General features: G+C 71.2%; 14 protein-coding genes. 4 read left to right on the top strand and 10 right to left on the bottom strand.

Annotated features, from left to right (window positions below; translation table 11 throughout):
• Window positions 1–225 precede the first annotated feature (225 nt).
• Entirely contained in the window at window positions 226–807 is a 582-nt protein-coding gene (locus ACIBW9_RS15040) for a hypothetical protein (RefSeq protein ID WP_398954929.1), read from the bottom strand.
• Window positions 808–1,146: 339 nt separating this feature from the next.
• On the opposite strand from ACIBW9_RS15040, the gene ACIBW9_RS15035 reads away from it, so the two are divergent.
• Window positions 1,147–1,530, top strand: a complete 384-nt coding sequence (locus tag ACIBW9_RS15035) for a hypothetical protein (RefSeq protein WP_398954927.1) — start codon at window positions 1,147–1,149, stop codon at window positions 1,528–1,530.
• 159 nt (window positions 1,531–1,689) lie between these two features.
• Here ACIBW9_RS15035 and ACIBW9_RS15030 read toward each other — a convergent pair whose 3' ends face one another.
• The 3 genes from ACIBW9_RS15030 to ACIBW9_RS15020 are packed head-to-tail and all read right to left on the bottom strand — an operon-like array spanning window position 1,690 to window position 6,165.
• Complete coding sequence (locus tag ACIBW9_RS15030) at window positions 1,690–2,232, bottom strand: hypothetical protein (RefSeq protein WP_398954925.1); 543 nt, start codon at window positions 2,230–2,232, stop codon at window positions 1,690–1,692.
• Between the two features lie 45 nt (window positions 2,233–2,277).
• On the bottom strand, window positions 2,278–4,122 hold the full coding sequence (locus ACIBW9_RS15025; RefSeq protein ID WP_398954923.1) for a trypsin-like serine peptidase: 1,845 nt from the start codon (window positions 4,120–4,122) through the stop codon (window positions 2,278–2,280).
• A 45-nt stretch (window positions 4,123–4,167) separates the two neighbouring features.
• On the bottom strand, window positions 4,168–6,165 hold the full coding sequence (locus ACIBW9_RS15020; RefSeq protein WP_398954922.1) for an Ig-like domain repeat protein: 1,998 nt from the start codon (window positions 6,163–6,165) through the stop codon (window positions 4,168–4,170).
• A 510-nt stretch (window positions 6,166–6,675) separates the two neighbouring features.
• On the opposite strand from ACIBW9_RS15020, the gene ACIBW9_RS15015 reads away from it, so the two are divergent.
• The gene (locus tag ACIBW9_RS15015; protein ID WP_398954920.1) at window positions 6,676–10,689 is read left to right on the top strand and encodes an AAA family ATPase; all 4,014 of its coding nucleotides are present in this window, start codon (window positions 6,676–6,678) and stop codon (window positions 10,687–10,689) included.
• 173 nt (window positions 10,690–10,862) lie between these two features.
• On the opposite strand, the gene ACIBW9_RS15010 is transcribed toward ACIBW9_RS15015, so the two are convergent.
• From ACIBW9_RS15010 to ACIBW9_RS15000, 3 genes are all read right to left on the bottom strand, one after another.
• Window positions 10,863–11,339: a hypothetical protein gene (locus tag ACIBW9_RS15010; RefSeq protein WP_398954918.1), complete on the bottom strand. Its 477-nt coding sequence runs from the start codon at window positions 11,337–11,339 to the stop codon at window positions 10,863–10,865.
• Between the two features lie 123 nt (window positions 11,340–11,462).
• Complete coding sequence (locus tag ACIBW9_RS15005) at window positions 11,463–12,212, bottom strand: TIGR03943 family putative permease subunit (protein WP_398954916.1); 750 nt, start codon at window positions 12,210–12,212, stop codon at window positions 11,463–11,465.
• Complete coding sequence (locus ACIBW9_RS15000) at window positions 12,209–13,261, bottom strand: permease (protein WP_398954914.1); 1,053 nt, start codon at window positions 13,259–13,261, stop codon at window positions 12,209–12,211. The genes ACIBW9_RS15005 and ACIBW9_RS15000 overlap by 4 nt, the downstream gene beginning before the upstream one ends.
• A gap of 197 nt (window positions 13,262–13,458) precedes the next feature.
• Between ACIBW9_RS15000 and ACIBW9_RS14995 the strand changes: the two genes are divergently transcribed.
• Window positions 13,459–15,336 (top strand): NAD-binding protein, encoded by a 1,878-nt coding sequence (locus ACIBW9_RS14995; protein ID WP_398955233.1) that lies wholly within the window; start codon window positions 13,459–13,461, stop codon window positions 15,334–15,336.
• A 700-nt stretch (window positions 15,337–16,036) separates the two neighbouring features.
• Here ACIBW9_RS14995 and ACIBW9_RS14990 read toward each other — a convergent pair.
• On the bottom strand, window positions 16,037–17,851 hold the full coding sequence (locus ACIBW9_RS14990; RefSeq protein WP_398954912.1) for a prolyl oligopeptidase family serine peptidase: 1,815 nt from the start codon (window positions 17,849–17,851) through the stop codon (window positions 16,037–16,039).
• A 260-nt stretch (window positions 17,852–18,111) separates the two neighbouring features.
• Between ACIBW9_RS14990 and ACIBW9_RS14985 the strand changes: the two genes are divergently transcribed.
• Window positions 18,112–18,894 carry an SURF1 family protein gene (locus ACIBW9_RS14985; protein WP_398954910.1) on the top strand — a complete coding sequence of 261 codons (783 nt, stop codon included), beginning with the start codon at window positions 18,112–18,114 and terminating at the stop codon, window positions 18,892–18,894.
• A 48-nt stretch (window positions 18,895–18,942) separates the two neighbouring features.
• Here the strand turns inward: ACIBW9_RS14985 and ACIBW9_RS14980 are convergent, their stop codons facing one another.
• The gene (locus ACIBW9_RS14980) at window positions 18,943–19,989 is read right to left on the bottom strand and encodes a hypothetical protein (RefSeq protein WP_398954908.1); all 1,047 of its coding nucleotides are present in this window, start codon (window positions 19,987–19,989) and stop codon (window positions 18,943–18,945) included.
• 113 nt (window positions 19,990–20,102) lie between these two features.
• Window positions 20,103–20,708, bottom strand: a complete 606-nt coding sequence (locus ACIBW9_RS14975; RefSeq protein ID WP_123966511.1) for a SigE family RNA polymerase sigma factor — start codon at window positions 20,706–20,708, stop codon at window positions 20,103–20,105.
• Window positions 20,709–20,902 lie beyond the last annotated feature (194 nt).

The following is a 20,902-nucleotide window of genomic DNA, read 5'->3' as shown; positions in this document are numbered from 1 at the left end:
CCTGAACAGGCAAAACACGAAACCGCCCGGTGTCGATCACGCCCGACCCTCATTCGGGACGAAGAGGTCGTGGGTTTAAATCCCGCCGCCCCGACAGCCAAAACAGCCGCCGTCCGAGCTAGGCCCCATACGCCCTCGCTTCAGGGACCACGCCGCATAACTTTCCACCCGGTTGCCTACAGAAGTGGGTCGGATCAAACCGAGGGCCGCGCCGCCTCCACGACCTCAGTTCTGACTGTTGCGGAATCCGATGACCACGGCACCCCACCAGCAGGCCTGAGACACGAGAGCTGTCGCGGCTCCCCGGGCGAGGAAGTGCGAGGCAGGCGCGGTGGAGCACTGCTGCGTCATGCGTCTGTTCAGGAGCCCGGCCTGGAGGCCGTTGAGCGTGAGGACGAGCACCAGACCCAGCTTGATGCGTGTGAGGGCGGAGCCAAGGTCTGGGTGGAGCATCATGCCGCTGGCCACGAGTCCGACAAGGCCCGTCCATATGGGGACGTGGAGGCGGCCCGTGCTGTGCAGGGCCTCACGCAGGGTGCAACGCCCCGTCAGACTCAGGAGAGCGTAGTAGTCGGCCACCAGGACGGCTCCGAAGCCGAGCACGAGCGAGGCCAGATGGGCAAAAAGCGCCACGGTGTGGAGGGCGGCATCCACACGCAGGTGCAGGGATATCCAGGCGCATGCCGAGAGGCCCAGGCAGGCGGCGAGTGCGGCGGCTCCGACCGTCCACCAGGTGTCGTACAGCCCCAGCCGCTGAGTGGGCTCCGTCTGAGGGGACGTAGACGACTCCGAGGGCAGTACGGACACAGATGACTCCTAGGACAATCACAGGTGAGACTTAGGCAAGGCTCACCTAACAGTGATTTCAAGTCAAGGCCGGAAAGGTGATCGGGTTCCAGTCGCGACGCAAGTGTGATCAAGGTGTGCCGCTCCCGCGACGTGCCCTTGAAGGTCGCGGCTGTACGGCAGCGAAGTACAGCAACCCCGAGGTTCATGTCGATCTCGGACCACTGTCCATCCCTGCTGCGACCTGAGATGATTCGGCCCGAATCGTGATCACGAGAGAGTCCAGGCATGCAACCTCTGAGACCAGGCAGGCCCAGCACTGTGTCCTGCCGGAGCGGGCAACTGCCGCGTATTTCGCTGATGGTCGCCGCGCTGGGCATCGTTGCCTTCTCCGTTACGGGGTGCGGCAGTTCCGATGCCGGAGGACTGCCGGTGCGAGTGGTCAACGAGTCGGCCTGGGATGCCCACGTGTTCGGTTGTCCGCAGTGCGGAAAGCTCGGCCTCGTGGTCGTAGGGGATCCTGACCGAAAGCCTGGCGAGGGCGGTGCCTTCTTTGGGTGGACCGAGGGACGCGCGTGGCCGACGACGTACAAGGTCGTTGTCCGAGGAGTGGGGTCGGTCTGCCCATTCATCGACCCCGAGCGCGGCAAGGAGAAGGGCGCAGTGGGGACCCGTGACGTCATCTACGTGGTGGACAAGGACGGGAAATGCGTCGCAGGCCCGCCGAGCCTGGACGACATCTGACATCAGCGGCTGACACCAACAGGCGCTAACAGCGGCGGTCAGCACCAGATCTCGGTGGACACTCGACCGAGGCGCCGGACTGGTCGACCGGCGTCGACCGGCGTCGACGGCTACCCGTGTTCGACCTGATGAGGACGAGGCGGACGTCCCGTGACCGGGCTACCGCTGTGTCCTGCCGCGCCGGTACCGGGCGACGGCGAAGCCCGCGAGTGCCAGCACGGCGATGGCGCCGGCTGTGGCGGTGGTGACCGCGGTGGTGTTCGGCGCGGACGACCTGGACGCCTGGGAGCAGTACGAGCCGCCTCCCGCGACGGTGATGGTCGTATGCGTCTGCTTGGGGGTGAGTCCCTTGCGGGGGGCGGCGATGTCGACGGCGTAGCTGCCCGGCTCGATCCCGCAGCGGAGCCGCCCTTCGCCCTGCCCGTAGCTGTTCTTCTGCAGGGTGACCCGCACGGGGTGGCGGAATGCCGGGGAGGTCACCGTGAAGCTGCCGTTCTCGTCGGCGGCCAGGGACGTCACGTCGACCCCTGAGGTGACCTCGACGGGCGCGCCCGGCCGCAGCGGCTCCTCGGGGGTGCTGTCGCTGTCCGTCGGGGCGAGGCTGACGGCGAGGCCCGGGTCCTCGGCCGCGTGGGCGCCGGGTGCGGCTGCGAGACCGAGGGCGGCTGCGGTGCACAGGATGCCGGCCGCGCGCAGGTGCATCCGGGTACCTCGCCTTCCTGAAAGGTGATCAGACCTGAAAGGTGATCAGGCGGCCTTCGGCGGGACCAGCATGTGTTCGCGGCCGACGGTCGTCGTGGTGTCGGTGTAGAGGGTGGTCTCGCCGTCGGACCAGCGTACGAGGAGGTCGTCGGGGTCGCCGGGTGTGTACGCGCCGGCGGTCATGACGGCGGCGTGGGTCCACAGTGTGTTGGACGGCTTCAGCTTGATCTCCGTTCCCACGCCGGAGGCGGAGGAGTCGCGGTACAGGCTCAGTCTGCCGTCGGACCAGCGCACGAGGAGGTCCCAGTCGGCGCCTCCGGTGAAGTTTCCGGCGGCGAGCTGGGTGGCGTGGCGCCAGGTGTCGTTGGGCGGCTGCAGCCGGTGTTCGTGCAGGAATCCGCGACTGTCGACGTCGGTGTAGAGGGTGGTTTCGCCGTCGGTCCAGCGGACCATGACGTCGTCGGGCGACGGGTTGGCGCTGTAGCGTCCGGCGGTGATCTGGACGGCGCCCTTCCAGACGCTGCTGGGCTTGGCCAGCTGGGTCTCCCCGGAGAAGCCGCCCTTCCCGTCCCCGGTGTACAGGGTGACTTCGCCGTCCGACCAGACCACCATGAGGTCGGAGGCGTTGTCGTCGTCGAAGTCCCCGCCGGCGATGGTCCTGGCGTGGGTCCAGGTCGAGGACTTCGCGATCCGGTGCTCGCCGGAGAAGCCGCCGTTGCCGTCCCCTGCGTAGAGGGTGACCTCGCCGTCCGACCAGACGACGATCATGTCGTTCCTGCCGTCGCCGGTGTAGTCGCCGGAGGCGGTCTTCATGGCCCCCTGCCACCGGCCCCCGCCGGTCGGGTACATGCTGTAGCCGCGCGGGTACTGGGTCGGCGTGGTGTTGTTCTGCGCGGCCTGGTAGATCTCGAGGGCCCGCTGGTCGAAGGTCGTGGAGAACGAGATGCGGTCGCTGTTGTTCTCCAGGCCGCCGCCGTAGTAGCCACCGAGGTTGCCGATGACGGTTCCGCTGCCGGTGCTCTTGTTCAGGCCGGTGATCCAGGGGCTTCCGGAGGTGCCCCCGTAGAAGCCGCCGCAGTCCATGCGCATCTGGTGGTAGCCCGGCAGTCGGCTGGTGGTGACGCCGGCGCACATGAAGGGCCGGTTCATCGGGTTGTGGCTGCCGGGGTAGCCGATGACGGTGACGTTCTGCTTGTACTGGCCGTTCACCTGGCCGAGGCGGAGCGCCGCGCCGACGGCCTTCTGCACGCTCTGCCCTTTCCCGTTGACGTCGACGCGGGCGAAGGCGTAGTCGAAGTCGGAGTAGGCATCGCGGGTGGGGTGGCCTGCGGCCTGGTACCAGCGTGCGTCACGGACCCAGTTCTGCACCGCGAAACGGCCGTAGGGAGCGGGGTTGTTCGCGCCGCCGTCGTAGCGGGGCACGAACATGCCCTTGGAGCCGCCGGAGCAGTGCGCGGCGGTCAGGATGACGTTGCCCTGCGGGCTGTCGACGACGCTCGCGGAACAGAAACGTCCCGTCAGCTGGTCGGTCGCCGGGTCCCGCACGTAGTGGAAGAACGTTCCGACCGTGGGGACACCCGCGAAGTAGACGCCGTTCTTCGGCGCGGCCGCACCCTTGACGAGGGATACGGCCTTCCCCCCGGCCGGGGCCTCGCCGCGCGGGCTGTCCGGGGTGGCCAGGGCCATCCGCTCAGGTGTCCAGAACTTCTCGGCCTCCGCACTCGTCCACGCCCTTGACCGGCCCGCGTCGGGCGCGGTCGACGCGGCCGGCACCGTCCCGGGCGCGGCGTCGGGGCGCGCGGAGGCGGGAGACGCCGCCGCAAGGAGGAGAGCGGAGACCGCTATCGCGGCACAGGTGGTGAACGTGTCACGAACGGTGGGTATTCGCACGGTTTCCTTGTCTGTCAGCGCACGTATGGCGAGAGGCGGCCGGTCTCAGCTCGTGAAGATGAAGTACTTCCACGTTCCGTAGGTCGTCGAGTTCACGTTGTCGCCCGAGGTCGTGTCGATGTAGGACGAGCGGATGCGGAAGCGGACGCCCGTCGGCGGGGTGCCGGTGAGTTCGAGGGTGTCCCGGCCGTCCGAGCCGAGGACGAGGTACTCGCTGTGCGTGGCGCGCCAGGCGCCCTGGGAGTAACCCTGCACCTCGACCCGGTACTTGCGGTTCGGGTACGGCGTCATCGTGGTGTCGAAGACGGGGTCCTTGGACTTGTGGAAGTAGCGGTACGTCTGGTTCCACGCCGTCTGGGACTTGTAGTAGCCGCTGAGCGCGGTCGAGACCTGCACCCGTGCGCCCACCGTGCTCGTGACCGTCGCGGGCGCGTAGCGGGTGTCGCCCGTGAACTTGGCGGTCAGCTTGGTGTCGCGGGTCAGGTAGAGGCTCACGGACAGGTTCCCGGAGGAGTCGACCGCGCCGGACTTGACCAGCTTGTTGGGCTTGTCGCCGCCGTACGGGTCGGCGTAGATCTCGACGGTCCGGTTCTTGTACGTCGTCCCCAGGTGCGCCGTGAACTTGACCTGGGTGTTGTACGAGTAGACCTTGCCGTTGCCGTCCAGGGTCAGGGCGGTCGCCGTCTTCGCGACGTTCACCGTGCTGGTGGCGGTCGCGCTCGCGTGGTAGTCGTCGCCCGCGTAGCCGACCGTGTACGTGACCTGGCCGCCGACCGGCGGGGTGTCGGCGAAGGAGTACGAGCCGTCGGCGCCGACCGTCGCCGTGCCGAGCGGCTTGCCGGACGGGGACTCGTCGTCCGCGCGGCGGACGGAGACGCTGGTGCCGGGCGGGAGGGACGCGTTGGAGGTCAGCTTGCCCGTGACCGTGAGCGGCTTGGCGCGCGGCGCGGTGGCCGGGGCGGTGGCCGTCAGGGTGGCGGCGGCCTTCAGCGGGTCGTCGTAGATCCGCAGCGAGTAGGTGTTGTTGCTGTCGTACGACACCGCGAACAGTTTGCTCTCGTCCGGTGCCCAGGCCAGGCCGCTGCCGGCCAGCTCGTCCGAGGCGGTGCCGCCGGTGGAACTGGGGAGGTCGTACTCCCGGGTGGGCGTCGAGGCGCCCGCCTTGAAGAGGTGGACGTCGGAGCCGTAGAGGGAGTCGGTGCCCGCGGCCACATCGCCGTTCGGCGCGATGTCCACGGCGTCGGGGTAGTTGGTGGTCTCGTACTTGCCGTCAGCCGTCAGGTCGGAGAGCTTGTAGACGGCCTGGTAGTACGGCGACCCGCTGGCCGTGACGACGTCCTTGCCGTCCGGTGTGACCGCGAGGTCGCGCAGGTTGCCGCCGCCGGTGCTGCCCGGGTCGAAGGCGTACGCGGTACGGCTCGCGGTGCCCGACGAGACGTCGTACACGGCGAGTTCGACCGGGCTCTGGCCGGGTGCGCCCGCCACCACAGTGCCCGGGGCGCCGGGCGAGGCGTCCAGGATCGGCGCCTGGTAGAAGGTGTTCCCGTCCTGGTTCAGAGCCACGACCGGGTCGGTGCCGCTCAGATCGAGCGAGCCGATGTTGCCATTGGCCGCGCCGCCGTAGCCGAACCAGAGCTTGCCGCCCGTGTAGGCCACGTACTCGGGGTGGGTGCCGTCACCCGTCGGGTAGGCGTGGGTCTCAGTGGCGGTGGCCGTGTCGATGGCCACGACGGCGTTCGCGTCGGCGACGGCCGCGTACAGGGTGCCGGAGTCGGCGGAGAGTTCCAGGCCGCGGACACCGGGAAGGGACTCGATCGTGCCGACCACGGTGCCGCTGTAGTCGGTCGCGACGACCTTGCCGCTCTTCGGGTCGCTGATGAAGACCCGCTGGTGGACGCCGTCCACGACGAGGTCACCGGTCGAGGTGACCGGCAGCACGGTGCTGGAGTCGGCCAGCGCGGGCGCGGCCGACGTGAGAGCGAGCGCGGTCGAGCCGAAGAGGACCGCGAGTGCGGTCGCGGCCGTGAGAGTGCGGGTGCGCACGGTGGTTTCGAACCCCCCGGAACGAAAAAGAGCCCCTGTGGAACTGGGGAAGTGAGCGGAGCGTAGGTCACGCCGGTGACGGCTGATGAAAGAGAGGGTCAACGGTGATCAAAAAGGCTCTGGAAGGTGATCAATCTCGCAGCGAGTCAGCCACACGATGATGGGACGGCGTCAAAAGCACTCCGCGCCGTTCGGCTCCGGTCCCTCCCCTCGTGGGGACCGGTGTCGAACGGCGCGGATCTCGGAGGCTCGGACGACGGGCCTGGCGCCGCCTCCCGTGGCTTCCGCTGAAGCCTGGCCGAGAAGGTTCGGCGCCGTGCGCTGTCGTCCTGAGCGCTGAGCTGATGGCCTGCGCGGACGGTGCCCGACGGGTTCGCCCTTGCGTCGTGATCCTGCCATTTGTGGCTTCCCGTGAGGAGATTCCGGTGCCGGTCCGGAGGCTTTCGCCGCAGGTCAGCCGTATAAAGTGAGTTTTCCGGTCCGGATGTCCAAGCGCGGGGGGAGTAAGGGGTGGAGGCCTTGGGTTCCGACTCAGGGGCGCGTACCGCCTTCGCGGAGCGGCTCGCTCTGCTGTACAAGGAGGCGGGCAACCCTCCTCTCGCGCGGGTGGCCGAGGCGGTCGTACAGCTTCAGCGGGTGGACGAGCGGGGGCGGCCCGTACGGGTGTCCGCCCAGCGGATCAGCGACTGGCGGCGGGCCAAGAACGTGCCGGCCCAGTTCGCCGCGCTCACCGCGGTACTGCACGTCCTGATCCCGCAGGCCCGCCGGGCGCGGCCGACGCCGGTCTCCGCCGGTCTGTACGACCTGGGGCAGTGGCAGCGGCTGTGGGAGCGCGCCCTGGCCGACCCGGCCGGTGACCGTCCCGCGGCGGCCGCAGAAGTGGACGAGCGGCCTCCGGCCGAGGATCCGGTCGCTCCCAGTGTGTGTCCGTACCGGGGGCTGGCCTCCTACCGGCAGGAGGACGCCCGGTGGTTCTTCGGCCGGGAGCGCAGCACCAACGCCCTGGTCGACCAGTTGCGGGCAGCGGAGAAGACCGGTGGCCTGGTCATGCTCGTCGGTGCCTCGGGGGCGGGGAAGTCGTCCCTGCTCAACGCCGGGCTGGTGCCCGCCGCTCAGAACGGCGCACTGGGCGACGACGACAGCCGTCCGAGGACGGTCGTGCAGCTCGTGCCGGGGGCGGATCCCGTCGGGGAGCTGACCCGGTGCATCCCCGAGCTCGCATCCGTCATGTCCGAGGCGGACGGCTCCGCGGCCACGGAACCCGGCACTCCCGCGTTCGCGCGCGCCGTCCGGGCTGCCGTCGCAGAGTGGGCCCGGCGCGAGGCGCCCTCCGGTGAGCGGCCGGTCCTCATCGTGGACCAGTTCGAGGAGGCCTTCACCCTCTGCGCCGACGAGGCGGGCAGGCACGCCTTCGTGCAGATCCTGCACGCCGCGGGTTCGTCCGCGGGAGCGGACGAGCCGGCCGCCCTGCTCGTGGTCCTCGGTATCCGCGCCGACTTCTACGAGCAGTGCCTGCGCTATCCCGAGCTGGCCGACGCGCTGCAGCACCGGCACATGGTGCTCGGGCCGCTGAGCACGGCCGAGCTGCGGGAGGCGGTGACCGGGCCGGCCAAGGCCGTGGGCCTCGAGCTCGAACCGGGTCTCGCGGAGCTGATCGTCCGGGAGGTGAGCGCCGACGGGCCGCGCGGGGCGCACGACGCCGGGGTGCTGCCGCTGCTCTCGCATGCGCTGCTCGCCACCTGGCAGCGGCGGAAGGCGGGACGGCTGACGCTGGCCGGTTACCGGGCCGCGGGCGGCATCCAGGGCGCGGTGGCCGCGACCGCCGAGCGGGCCTGGTCGAGCCTGGACCCGCCCGCCCGTACGGCCGCGCGACTGCTGCTGCTGCGGCTGGTCCGGCTCGGCGAGGACACCCAGGCCACCCGCCGTCGGGGGACCCGACGGCAGCTGGCGCAGGAGTCGACGGACCCCGGCAAGACGGAGGAGTCGCTGGAGGCGCTGGTCCGCGCCCGGCTGGTGACGCTCGACGCGGAGACCGTGGAGATCACCCACGAGGCGCTGCTGACCGCCTGGCCGCGGCTGCGCGACTGGATCGACGAGGGCCGAGGCGACCATCTGCTGCGCCAGCGGCTGGAGGAGGACGGCAGGGCCTGGGAGGGCTCGGGGCGCGACTCCTCGCTGCTGTACCGGGGTTCGCGGCTGGCCCAGGCCCGCACCTGGGCGAAGTCCGCCGGCGACACCTTCCTCACCCGCAGCGCGGTGGAGTTCCTGGCCGCTTCGGTACGGCTGCGCAAGCGGACCCTCGTGATGCGGCGCGGGGCGGTGTCCGCGCTGGTCGTCATGTCCGTCCTGGCGGTCGGCGCGGCGGTCATGGCCTGGCAGCAGCGCAATGACGCGGTGTTCGAGCAGGTGGTCGCGGAGGCCGACCGCGTCCAGTACACCGACCCCTCGCTCTCCGCCCAGCTGGACCTCGTCGCCCACGATCTGCGGCCGGACGACGCGGGCACCAACAACCGGCTGATCTCGATCGTGAACGCGCCGCTGGCCACGCCACTCCTCGGCCACACCGGCGCCGTCTACCTCACCTCCTTCAGCCCCGACGGGAAGGTGCTCGCCACCGCCAGCTACGACCGCACGGTCCGGCTGTGGGACGTCAGCGACCGCTCGCACCCGAAGCCGCTGGGCAAGCCGCTCACCGGCAACACCAGCTGGGTGAGCACGGCCCTCTTCAGCCCGGACGGGAAGCTCCTGGCCAGCGCCGGCGACGACGGCACCGTCCGGCTGTGGGACGTACGGGATCCCGCGCACCCCAAGCCGCTCGGCACGCCCCTGACCGGCCGCACCGGCACGATCTATCTGCTGGCCTTCAGCCCGGACGGCCGCACGCTCGCCGCTGCCGGCGAGGACCACACCGTACGGCTGTGGGACATGACCGACCCGGCCCGGCCCAGGACGATCGGTGCCCTGACCGGGCACTCCGCCGCCGTGCGGTCCGTGGCCTTCAGCCCCGACGGCCGGCTGCTGGCGGCAGGCGGCGACGACGACACGATCATGTTGTGGGACACGTCCGATCCGCATCGCCCGAAGCCCGTCGTCAGGGTGCTGAAGGGCCACACGGACACCGTGCACTCGGTGGCCTTCAGCCCCGACGGCCGCACCCTCGCCAGCGGCAGCGCGGACGACACCATCCGGCTCTGGGACGTCACCGACCCGCGCAACGCCACCGAGCTCGGCTCGCCGCTCACCGGCCACACCGGTCCCGTGTGGTCGGTGGCGTTCAGCCCGAAGGGCGGCTTGCTCGCGGCCGGCAGCGCGGACAGCACGGCGAGCCTGTGGAACGTCAGCGATCCGGCTTCCCCCTCGCAGATCGGCGAGCCGCTCGCGGGCAGCAGCGGCGAGATGTACGCCGTGGGCTTCAGCCCCGACGGCCGCACCCTCGCCACCGGCAGCGGCGACAGCAAGGTCCGCCTGTGGTCGGTGCCGACGTCGGACATGGTCGGCGCCTTCGGGGCGTTCCGCCCGGACGGGCGGGTGCTCGCGATGGCCGCCCGCGACGGACGGATCCGGCTGTGGAACGTGAGGGTTCCCGGCCGGCCCGTGGCGATGGGCAAACCGTTCATGCCCCCGGACGGCGGCCAGCGCCAGCTGGCCTTCTCCCCCGACGGCCACACACTGGCCGTGATGAGCGGCCGCCAGAAGCTGTATCTGTGGAACGTCACCGACCCGGCCCGGCCGATCCCCTACGGGACGCCCCTCGCCATAAGGACCCGCTTCACAGGCACCGACGCGCTGGCCTTCAGCCCGGACGGGCGCATCCTGGCGAGCCCCTACGACGACCGCACCATCCAGCTGTGGAACGTCGCGGACCCCTCCCGTGCCGTCAAGTTCGGCGCACCGCTCACCGGTCACAAGGGCTTCATCAACAGCCTCGTCTTCAGCCCGGACGGCCACACCCTCGCCAGCGGCAGCGCGGACGCCACCATCCGCTTCTGGAACGTCACCGACCCCCGCCGTGTCACCTCCCTCGGCAGACCGCTCACTGGACACGGCGGACCGGTCAACGTCCTCGTCTACCGCCCGGACGGCTCCACGCTGGTCAGCGGCAGCGACGACGACACGGTCCGGCTGTGGAACGTCAGCGACCCCCGCGAGGCGGCCGAGGTCGGGGGCCCCCTGACCGGTCACACCGAAGCGGTCGTGTCGCTCACCCTCAGCCAGGACGGCCGCACCCTGGCCAGCGGCGGCAACGACAACACCGTCCGCCTCTGGAACGTCGCCCACCCCTCCGAGGCCGCGCCCATCGGGCAGTCCATGAGCCCCAACGCCAAGACCGGCAACTTCCTCCTGTTCAGCCCCAGCAGCCATCTGCTGGGGGTGTCCAGCGGCTCCGACACCGTGCGGCTGTGGAACCTGGACACGGACGACGCGATCCGGCACATCTGCTCGGCCACACAGGGCGTGCTGACACCGGAGAAATGGCACGAATATCTGCCACGCCTCTCGTACAAGCCTCCGTGCGGCCCGTAGTCCGACCCGTGGAAGCCCTGGTGGCAGCCCTGGTCAACGGGGCCGACCCAGTGATACCGGCCACATCCCCGCGACGCGGCGGAACCGTCGACTCCCGTCGGGCCCGCGGCCTTGTTACGCTTGGCCACAGCCCGATCGCTGGTGCATCCCCCGTCGCCAGCGGTCGGGCATTCTCATGCCCTCCCGGCGGTCAGCCACTGGGCGACCCTGCGCACCGTGGTCTCGTCGAGCCGCTCGACGAGGACCTGCACGGCTGCATGGTCCTCCGGTGCGAGGTCGTAGAGCCCCGCCTTGCTCAGCCCGGCCATGAGCACCTGCTGCCGCCGGCCGCTCATCCGCTCCGTCAGCGTCCTCGGCTCCTCGGGGCCGGACGGTGCCTGTGGCGCAGTGGCGTTCGTGGCCGCGGTCGACACGTCGAACCGCTGCCACGCCCCGTCCTTCGGACCCCACAGGCTGACCGCGAAGTCACCGCCGCGCGCCCGCACGGTGTGGGCCATCTCGCCGAGCGCGTACTGCACGGGGGCGCGGTGCGCCGCCTCGGCACACACCTCCCAGGAGGCCGAGGAGGGCCGGTAGCACTGCGCGACCCAGCGGGGAGCCCCGGTCGGCTGCGGACTGGCGGGACGTGTCGTGGTCTCCACTGCGCTCACCCCTTCTTTCACCCGTTTGCTCACCTGCTTCCAGGCGGCACAGCAGGGGACGGTAACTGACGGACCGTCAGATATCCAGGGTAAGTCGTCCTGGGTCGGTTGTCCTGGGTCAGTTCTCCTGGGTCAGTTGTTCCAGGACTCGTCGTACGGATCCTTCGGCGTCGGCACCGGTGTCGCCGCCGTGACCCGGAAGTACGGTATGGGGCCGTTGTTGACGGGGTCCTTGGTCTGCTCGGCGGTGTAGGTCCCGGTCACCTGGAGCCACTTGTCCGGCTGCAGGACCGGCGGGATCGTGCCGGTCAGGGCGATCTTCACCGGCTGGGCGTCCGCGGCACAGCAGTTGAGGGCCATGCGCACCAGGTAGGGGGCGCCGGTGTGGTCGAGAGCGACGAAGCCGGTGATCCGGATCGGGCGGCCCGCTATGTGCCGACCGCGGTCGTAGACGGCGCGGGTCGCATAGTCGACCACGTTGAGGTCGAGCGGGCCGGAGGCGGGCAGCTTGTCGAAGCCGTACGGCTGTTGCAGGGCCGTGCCCGTGCGCATGGCGCTGTAGGAGCCGAGGGCGGGCGGGGCAACCAGGATCAGGGCGAGGAGGGGGAGGACGAGGAGCCAGGAAATGCGGGGTTCGCGGTGGACGTGACCCTCTCCATGGTCATGGGCCTCGCCGCCGTGCTCGTGGGTTTCGGCGCTCTTGCGGCTGCGCCACTCGTACCAGACCGTCGTCAGCGCCGTCACGATCAGTACCGCGCCCGAGGCCAGCAGCAGCGGTTGCAGTCCGGCCTTGACGTAGCGCAGATAGAGGTTGGTGAGTCCGGCGTGCAGCAGGGCCGCGCCGGTCAGGAACAGGATCGCCGCCTGGGCCTGCCGGTTCACAGGAGCACCGCCCCGGTCAGGACCGCGCCCGCGATGGCGAGGCAGAAGGTGGCGGGGGCGAAGCGCAGGGCGAAGCCGCGGCCGAAGGTGCCGGCCTGCATCGCGAACAGCTTGAGGTCGATCATCGGTCCCACCACCAGGAACGCCAGCTTTGCCGTCAGCGAGAACTGGGTCAGCGAGGCCGCCACGAACGCGTCCGCCTCCGAGCAGATCGACAGCAGGACCGCCAGGACGGCGAGCGCGAGGATCGCCACCAGCGGGTTCTCCGCGGCCGTGCGCAGCCAGCTCGCCGGGGCCACGGCCTTGAGCGTCGCGGCGGCCATCGCGCCCACCACCAGGAAACCGCCCGCGTGCATCACGTCGTGCCGGACCGAGTTCCAGAAGGCGGCGCCTTTGCTCGGCCCCTCGTAGTGGGAGCGTTCCGGTGTGCGCAGCCAGTCCGTGCGGCCCAGGCGCTGCCACAGCCAGCCCATCACGCACGACACGAGCAGACTGGCGACGAAACGGCCCGCGACCATCTCGGGGTCGCGGGGGAAGGCCACCGCGGTCGCCGTCAGCACGATCGGGTTGATCGCCGGGGCGGACAGCAGGAAGGCGAGGGCCGCCGCGGGGGTCACGCCCCGGCGCACCAACGCTCCGGCCACCGGCACCGACGCGCACTCGCAGCCCGGCAGCATCGCGCCCGCCATCCCGGCGACCGGCACCGCGAGGGCGGGCCGGCCGGGCAGGGCGCGCGCGAAGAACGCCGGCGGCACGAACACCGCGATCGCCGCCGAGAGCAGCACCCCGAGCACCAGGAAGGGCAGTGCCTGCACGAGCACGGCCACGAACACCGTCATCCAGCTCTGCATGACGGGTGCGGAGAGCGCTCCGCGGATGGGGCCCTGGAGCAGCACCAGCAGGAGCAGCAGCATGGTGAGGACGAGAGGGGACTTCGAGTCCTGGCTGCTGTGCCCCTGCCCGGTGCCGGTCGGCTCCTCCGGCTCCGGGGCGCCACGCACCGGCTCATGGCTGTCCGCCCCCGTAGGGGCTGCTTTGGTGATGGCCACGGGCGTGGTACCTCCGGTGGTGCGTGAGGGCGCTGGTTCCCTCCCCGTCCATACGGCGGGGAAGGGGCGTTCGTTCAGTGACTGTTCGGTGACCGCGCTCGGTCGCTGCTGGAACCACCTCTCCCGGTGAGGCACTCTTCTCACTCGTGGGGAGCGTTCCTAATCAAGGCGTGGCGAGTGGTGACGTGTCGGCGCACATGGTGGTGTGCGGTGACGACGGACTGGCGCACCGGCTGGCCGCGGAACTGCGGGGTGTGTACGGCGAGCAGGTCACGCTCGTCGTGCCGCCCGCCGACCGCGGGGTGCGACCGCCGGTGGTCGGGCGCGCGCGGGCGACCACGGCGGCACTCTTCGACCGGATGGTGAACGCGGCCGTCAGCCGGGCGAACGGCGCCGCCGCCGAACCCGTCGCGAACGCCCAGGTCGTGGAGGCCGCCGAGGCGACCGAGGAGGTGCTCGGCGCGGCGGGCGTGGAGCGGGCCGCCGCGCTGGCGCTCGTGTACGACGACGACGAGACCAACATCCGTGCCGCCCTCACCGCCCGTCGGCTCAACCCGCGGCTGCGGCTCGTCCTCAGGCTCTACAACCGTCGGCTCGGCCAGCACATCGAGGAACTCCTCGACCAGGCGGCCGCGTTGGCGACCGGCGACGACGGCTCCCCCGGCAGCGACACCTCCACCACCGTGCTCTCCGACGCCGATACGGCCGCGCCCGCGCTGGCCGCCACCGCGGTCGCCGGCACCAGCAAGGTCGTACAGACCGACGGGCTGCTGCTGCGGGCGGTGGAACGGACGCCGCTCGCGGGGCAGTTGGCCCGGCCGGGGCTGGCCACGCTGGCGCTGCTCTCCACGGACGGTGCCGACAGCGGGGGCGAGCAGGGGCCGGAGCTGCTGCCCGACGCGGCGGCGGTCCGGGCCGCGACCGGCCGCGGGACCGTCGTACTGGAGCAGGTCTCGTACGCCGGGCCCCAACTGCCTCCGGCCCGCGGGGCCGTGGCGTTCTCCTCGCTGTTCTCGCGGCGGCTGCGGTGGTCGCTGGCGGGCATGGTGGGGTGCGTGGTCGCGCTCGCGGTGGCGTTGTGGCTGGTGACGGGGGTGCATCCGCTGAGCGCGTTCTATCTGACGCTGCTCGACCTCTTCGCCATCGACAACCCCGCCATCGGGGAGCCCGTCGGGCGGCAGATCCTCCAACTCCTGTCCGGGCTCACGGGGTTGTTGCTGCTGCCGGTACTGCTGGCGGCGGTGCTGGAGGCACTGGGCACCTTCAGGACCGCGGGTGCGCTGCGGAAGCCGCCGCGGGGGCTGGGCGGGCATGTGGTCCTCCTCGGGCTCGGCAAGATCGGTACGCGGGTGCTGACCAGGCTGCGGGAACTGCACATCCCCGTGGTGTGCGTCGAGTCCGACCCGGAGGCCCGGGGGCTGGCCACGGCGCGGCGGCTGCGGGTTCCTGTGGTGCTCGGGGACGTCACCCAGGAGGGCGTTCTGGAGGCCGCCAAGATCCACCGTGCTCATGCGCTGCTGGCGGTGACCAGCGCGGACACGACGAACCTCGAGGCCGCGCTGTATGCGCGGTCCGTGCGGCCCGATCTGCGGGTCGTGCTGCGGCTGTACGACGACGACTTCGCGACCGCCGTGTACCGCACGCTGCGGGCTGCTCATCCGCGTGCCTCCACGCGGAGTCGCAGTGTGTCCCATCTGGCGGCGCCCGCTTTTGCCGGGGCGATGATGGGGCGGCAGATTCTGGGGGCGATTCCGGTGGAGCGGCGGGTGTTGCTGTTTGCCGCGATGGACGTGGCCGGGCATCCGCAGTTGGAGGGGAAGACGGTGGCGGAGGCGTTTCGGGCGGGGGCCTGGCGGGTGCTGGCGCTGGATACGAGGGTCTTGGACGGGCGGCGGGAAGGGGTGGCTGCCGGGGAGGCGTATGAGGATGTGCGGGCGGTTTCGGGGTCGGGGCTGGTGTGGGATCTGCCGGAGGGGCGGGTGCTGAAGGGGTCGGACCGGGTGGTGCTGGCGGCTACTCGGCGGGGGTTGGCGGAGCTGTCGGGGCGGCGGCCGCGGGAGCGGGCGGGGGCTTGAGCGGGGCCCTGCGGCGGCGCTGCAGGGGGAGGGTTCGCTTGCCGGCGCGGGGCTGGGCAGGGGGAGGGTTCGCTTGCCGGCGCTGACCGGGTGCCGCTCTCTTTGGGACGGGCGCCGCCCCGAGCGGCACGACTGCCCGCAGCTACGTCAGCGGCAGCGGAGCAGTGCCGCAGGCCACGGCGGCGCGGGCGCCCGCAAGCTACGGCAGCACGACCAGCCGCAGGCCACGGCAACCCCACTGCCCGCAAGCTCCGGCGGTGGGAGTGGCCGCAGGCCCACGGCGGACGAACGGCCGCTGGCCACGGCAATCCGAGAAACCGCAGGCCACGGCAAGCCGAGTCACCGCAGGCCACGGCCGACGACCGAACCACAGGCCACGGCAATCCGAGCAACCGCAGGCCACGGCAATCCCACCGCAGGCCACGGCGGACGACCGACCACAGGCCACGGCAATCCGAGCAACCGCAGGCCACGGCGGACGACCGCAGGCCACGGCGGACGACCGACCACAGGCCACGGCGATCCGAGCCACCACAGGCCACGGCGGACGACCGCAGGCCACGGCGGACGACCGACCACAGGCCACGGCGATCCGAGTCACCACAGGCCACGGCGATCCGAGTCACCGCGGCCTGCGGCGATCCGAGTCACCGCGGCCTGTGGCGGTAGGAGTGGCCGTGGGCTGCGGCGAGTGTGGTGGCTACGGCAAGTGGCGTTCCGCGAATTCCAGTTCCAGGCGGACTTGCTTGATTCTCTCGTCGACCACCAAGGAGCCGTGGCCCGCGTCGTAGCGGTACACCTCGTGGATGGCGCCGCGGGCTTCGAGGCGTTTGACGTAGTTCTCGATCTGGCGGATGGGGCAGCGGGGGTCGTTGACGCCGGCCGAGATGTAGACCGGGGCTCTGACCTGGTCGACGTAGGTCAGCGGGGACGAGGCCTCGAAGCGTTCGGGGACCTCCTCGGGGGTGCCGCCGAGGAGGGTGCGGTCCATGGCCTTCAGGGCCTCCATCTCGTCGTGGTACGCCGTGACGTAGTCGGCGACCGGGACCGCCGCGATGCCGAGCGTCCAGGCGCTCGGCTGGGTGCCGAGGCCGAGGAGGGTGAGGTAGCCGCCCCAGGAACCGCCGGTGAGGATGAGACGGTCGGGGTCGGCGAGGCCGGAGTCGACCGCCCAGGCGCGGACCGCCTCGACGTCCTCCAGTTCGATGAGGCCGACGCGGTGCTTGAGGGCGTCGGTCCAAGCGCGGCCGTAGCCGGTGGAACCCCGGTAGTTGACGCGGATCACCGCATACCCGTGGTCGACCCAGGCCGCCGGGCCCGCCGCGAAGGCGTCGCTGTCGTGCCAGGTGGGGCCGCCGTGGATGTCGAAGACCGTGGGCAGCGGGCCCTGGGCGCCCTGCGGCTTCTGGACCAGGGCGTGGATACGGCCGCCGGGGCCGTCCACCCACACGTCCTCCACCGGCACCGAGCCCGGGGACTTCATGCCGGGCGGGTCGAGGACGACCGCGCCCGTGGTCGAGCGGACCGCCGACGGTTCGGCGGCCGAGGACCAGAGGTACTCCACGCTGCCGTCGGGGCGGGCCGTCGCACCGGAGACCGTGCCGGGCGGGGTGGGGATCCGCGTCAGCGCGCGGCTCGCCAGGTCGTACCGGAACAGTTCGCTGCGGGCCTCGAAACTGTGCACGATGAGCAGGCCGGTGCCGTCCGGGTACCACTCGGCGCTCACGTCGCCGGGCAGCTCCAGGGCCAGGTCGGTCTCCTCGCCCGTCGCCACGTCCCAGACCAGGGGCTCCCAGCGGCCGCGGCGCTGGTGGCCGATGAGCAGCCGGGTGTCGCCCTCGACGGGGGCGAAGCCCAGGACCTCAAGGCCCAGCTCGGCCGTGCCGCCCTTGGTGTCGTCCAGCTCGGCGACCGCCGTGCCGTCGGGGCGCAGGACACGCAGGGCGGAGTGCATGGCGTCGCCGTGCTCGGTGTGCTCTATGGCGATCAGCGAACCGTCGTGGGAGAGGTCGCCGACGCCCGCCGACTCGCGGTGGCGGTAGATCTCCACCGGGTCCTCGCCGAAGCGCGCGAGATGGATCGTCGTACCGTCCTCGTCCGTGGAGCGGCCGACGATCGCCGTGCGGCCGTCCCGGGAGAGTGCCAGGCCCGCCGGGTAGGAGGCCTCAAGGCCGGGCGCCGCGAGCTCGTCCGCACCGCCCTCGAAGGGCTGTCTGCGCCAGACGCCGAACTCGTCGCCGTCCTTGTCGTCGAACCACCAGATCCATGCGCCGTCGGGCGAGAGCAGGCCCTCCGTCGTGCCGTTCGGACGGTTCGTGACCTGGCGTTGGCCGCCCGTGGCCCGGTCCCAGGCGTACAGCTCGTAGGTCCCCGTCGCGTTCGACACGAACAGGGAGCGCTCCGGTGCGTCCTCCGCCCAGTCGGGCAGCGACACCCGCGGCGCCCTGAAGCGCTTCTCCCAGTCCGGCATGTCCTCGTTCCGCTCCGGCGCGGCGGAGGCGTTGCTCTCAGTCATGGCCCCATAGTGCCTGTCCCCACAGACAATCCGCTGGCGAGGGCCCCAGCCTGTGGATAACTTCTACCGGGCATTTACCGAACGCACGTCCAAGCAGGTCAGGAAGGCCGATCCATGTCCTTCCCCGGCCCTTCCCCCGCCCCTGCCGACTGGCGCGAGAGCAATCGCGCGGTCCCGCCGCCGACCTCGGCCCCGGCCAGGGTCTGATGGTCCGAACCCCGCGGCCGGGGCCGCCGTGGCCGCCCCGTACCGTTGACGGCGTGTACCGGTTTCTGCTGACGCCCCGTTGGTGGGGGATCAACGTCTTCGTGCTGCTCGCCATCCCCTTCTGCATCTTCATGGGGTCGTGGCAGCTGAGCCGGTTCGAGGACCGGGTGCAGGCCCATCGGGACGCCACCGAGCAGGTCACGACGGACCGGCACGAGGCGGCGCGGCCGCTGCGGGAGCTGTTGCCGGTGAACAAGGCGACGTCCGGCCGGCAGGTCACGGCGACCGGACGGTACGGCAAGCAGCTGCTCGTGCCCGACCGGCAGCTCGACGGCAAGCGGGGCTTCTACGTGCTGACGCTGCTGCGCACCGACGGCGGCAAGGCGCTGCCGGTGGTGCGGGGCTGGCTGCCGGGTGCCGCCGACGCGGCGAAGGCGCCCGCCGCGCCGGGCGGGGAGGTCACCGTCACCGGTGCGTTGCAGGCGTCCGAGACGCCTGGGGACAACGGGGTGAGCGCGCAGGGCGGGCTGCCTGCCGGGCAGACCGCGGCGATCAGTTCGGCTTCGCTGGTGAACCTGGTGCCGTACGACGTGTATGACGCGTGGATCACGCTGGACAAGGCCGATGCCGGGATGACCGCCGTGCCCGCGACGGCGCCTGCGGACTCCGGGCTCGACTTGAAGGCGTTCCAGAATCTTGGTTACACCGGCGAGTGGTTTGTCTTCGCCGGGTTCGTGGTCTTCATGTGGTTCCGGTTGCTGCGGCGTGAGGCGGAGTTCGCGCGGGACGCGGAGATGGGGCTGGTGGCCCAGGAAGAAGAGGGCGTTGCCGTCTGAGCCTGGTCGACCCCGAGCGGCACGGTCGCCCGCAGGCTGCGGCGAAGGCTACGCCCCCGGCAGCACCCCGGTGTAGATGACCGTTCCCGCGCACGCGTTGGACACCGTCGCCGAGACCGTCGGGGAGCCGGCTGCCGTGGTGTGGGACACGACCACGCTGCCGTCCGCCGTGCCGTCCGCTGTCATCATCTGGGTGGTGACACCGCTGTCCGTGCCGGTGCTCGTCGTGCCGGAGGAGCTGCCGGCGTCGGGGGTCGGGGTCGGGCTGGGGGTGGAGCCGCCGTCGGTGGTGCCCCCGGTGGACCCGCCCGTGGTGGGACAGGTCGCCGAGGGGATCCAGGCGAACTTCACCTCGTAGGCCGCGCCCGGCTGCAGCTGCAGCCCGGTGATCTCGGTCGACGGTTCGGGCAGGCCGGCCGCCGCGTCCCCCAGTACATGCCGGGCCGTGGAGATCTTGGTGGCGTCCGCGGCGCCCTGCGCGAGCACGCTCACGGTGCCCACGCCGCCGACGGTACAGGCGGAGGTGGAGACGTTGACGACGCGGAAGGTTCCGTAGACCGCGCCCGTGGCGTCCGGCGCGGCGACGGACTCGGTGGCCGAGCCGAACTGGTCGGACCTGCACACCGGGGCACCGGCGGCGCTGGTGGCCGAGGGGTCGGTGCCGGCGCCGCCCGTGCCGGTACCGGTGCCCGGGCTCTTGCCGTTGCCCTTCGCGTCGCCCTTGCCCTTGTCCGGGGACGTGCCCGAGTTGCCGCCGGCAGTGCTCTCACTGCCGTCCGCGTTTTTTCCCTGGCTCGCCCCGCCCTGGGCCTGCGAGGCCTGGCCGGCCACGGACGGGTTGACATCGGAGCCGGTGGAGTTGGAGACGTGCACCAGGGCCGGGACGGCGGTGCCGATGAACAGTGCGGCGGCCGCCATGCCGACGACGGCCTGCCGCTTGCGGGCGCGCCGCGCGGGTACGGCCCGCCGCAGGTGGTCCAGGGTGCCGTCGCGCGGTTCGACCGTCTGCACCGCCTGGTGCAGCATCCTGCGCAGAGCCAGCTCGTCCGAGTCGAGCCCGTTCTCGGGGCTCTGGTCGTCGGGGCCGTGGTTCACAGTTCCGTTCCCAGCGTGCGTTTTCCCGTGTTCTTGCTCTTGCGTTGCCGTCGGCTCGTGCCATGCGAAGGGCTCATGGCGGTCATGGGAGTCACGTCCCTCGCCGTGCTTGTTCATGCCGGTGCCTCCATCGCGAGGCGGAGGGCCGCGATCCCGCGGGAGCCGTACGCCTTCACGGAGCCCAGCGATATCCCGAGCGTCTCGGCTACCTGCGCCTCGGTCATGTCCGCGAAGTAGCGCAGCACCAGGACCTCGCGCTGGCGGCGCTGCAGCCCCTTCATCGCCTTGATCAGGGAGTCGCGCTCCAGCTGGTCGTACGCACCCTCCTCGGCGCTCGCCATGTCGGGCATCGGCTTGGACAGGAGCTTGAGGCCCAGGATGCGGCGGCGCAGGGCGGAGCGGGAGAGATTGACGACCGTCTGACGCAGGTAGGCGAGCGTCTTCTCGGGGTCGCGGACCCGTTTGCGTGCCGAGTGCACGCGGATGAAGGCCTCCTGGACGACGTCCTCGCAGGAGGCGGTGTCGTCGAGCAGGAGGGCGGCGAGACCGAGCAGCGAGCGGTAGTGCGCGCGGTAGGTTTCGGTGAGGTGGTCGACGGTCGTACCGGCCGCCGCTGTGTCCTCGGCGTAGTCGGCGCCGTCACGCTGATTCGGTATGCGGGCGGGCCGCGCTGCGGGCATGGGCGCGATCACCGGCATGCCGCCGGGCGCGCCGGGCATGCGGGGTCGGCCGCGAACCGCGGCAGGGAAGTCGAGAACCTGAGCCACGCCAGTTGGACACGTTTCCCCCCGAGAGGGTTGTACGTGCCGGGCGTCACTTTCGCGCCATGTGCCGCAGCCGGCCGTCTCGCGCCAGGCAGCACAACTGACCGTGCGTCAAACGCCCTCATGCCTACCCGCTCTTCCCCTATATA

Source organism: Streptomyces sp. NPDC049541 (assembly GCF_044465725.1).
GTDB lineage: Bacteria > Actinomycetota > Actinomycetes > Streptomycetales > Streptomycetaceae > Streptomyces.
This window is presented reverse-complemented; position numbering and strand designations above follow the sequence as displayed.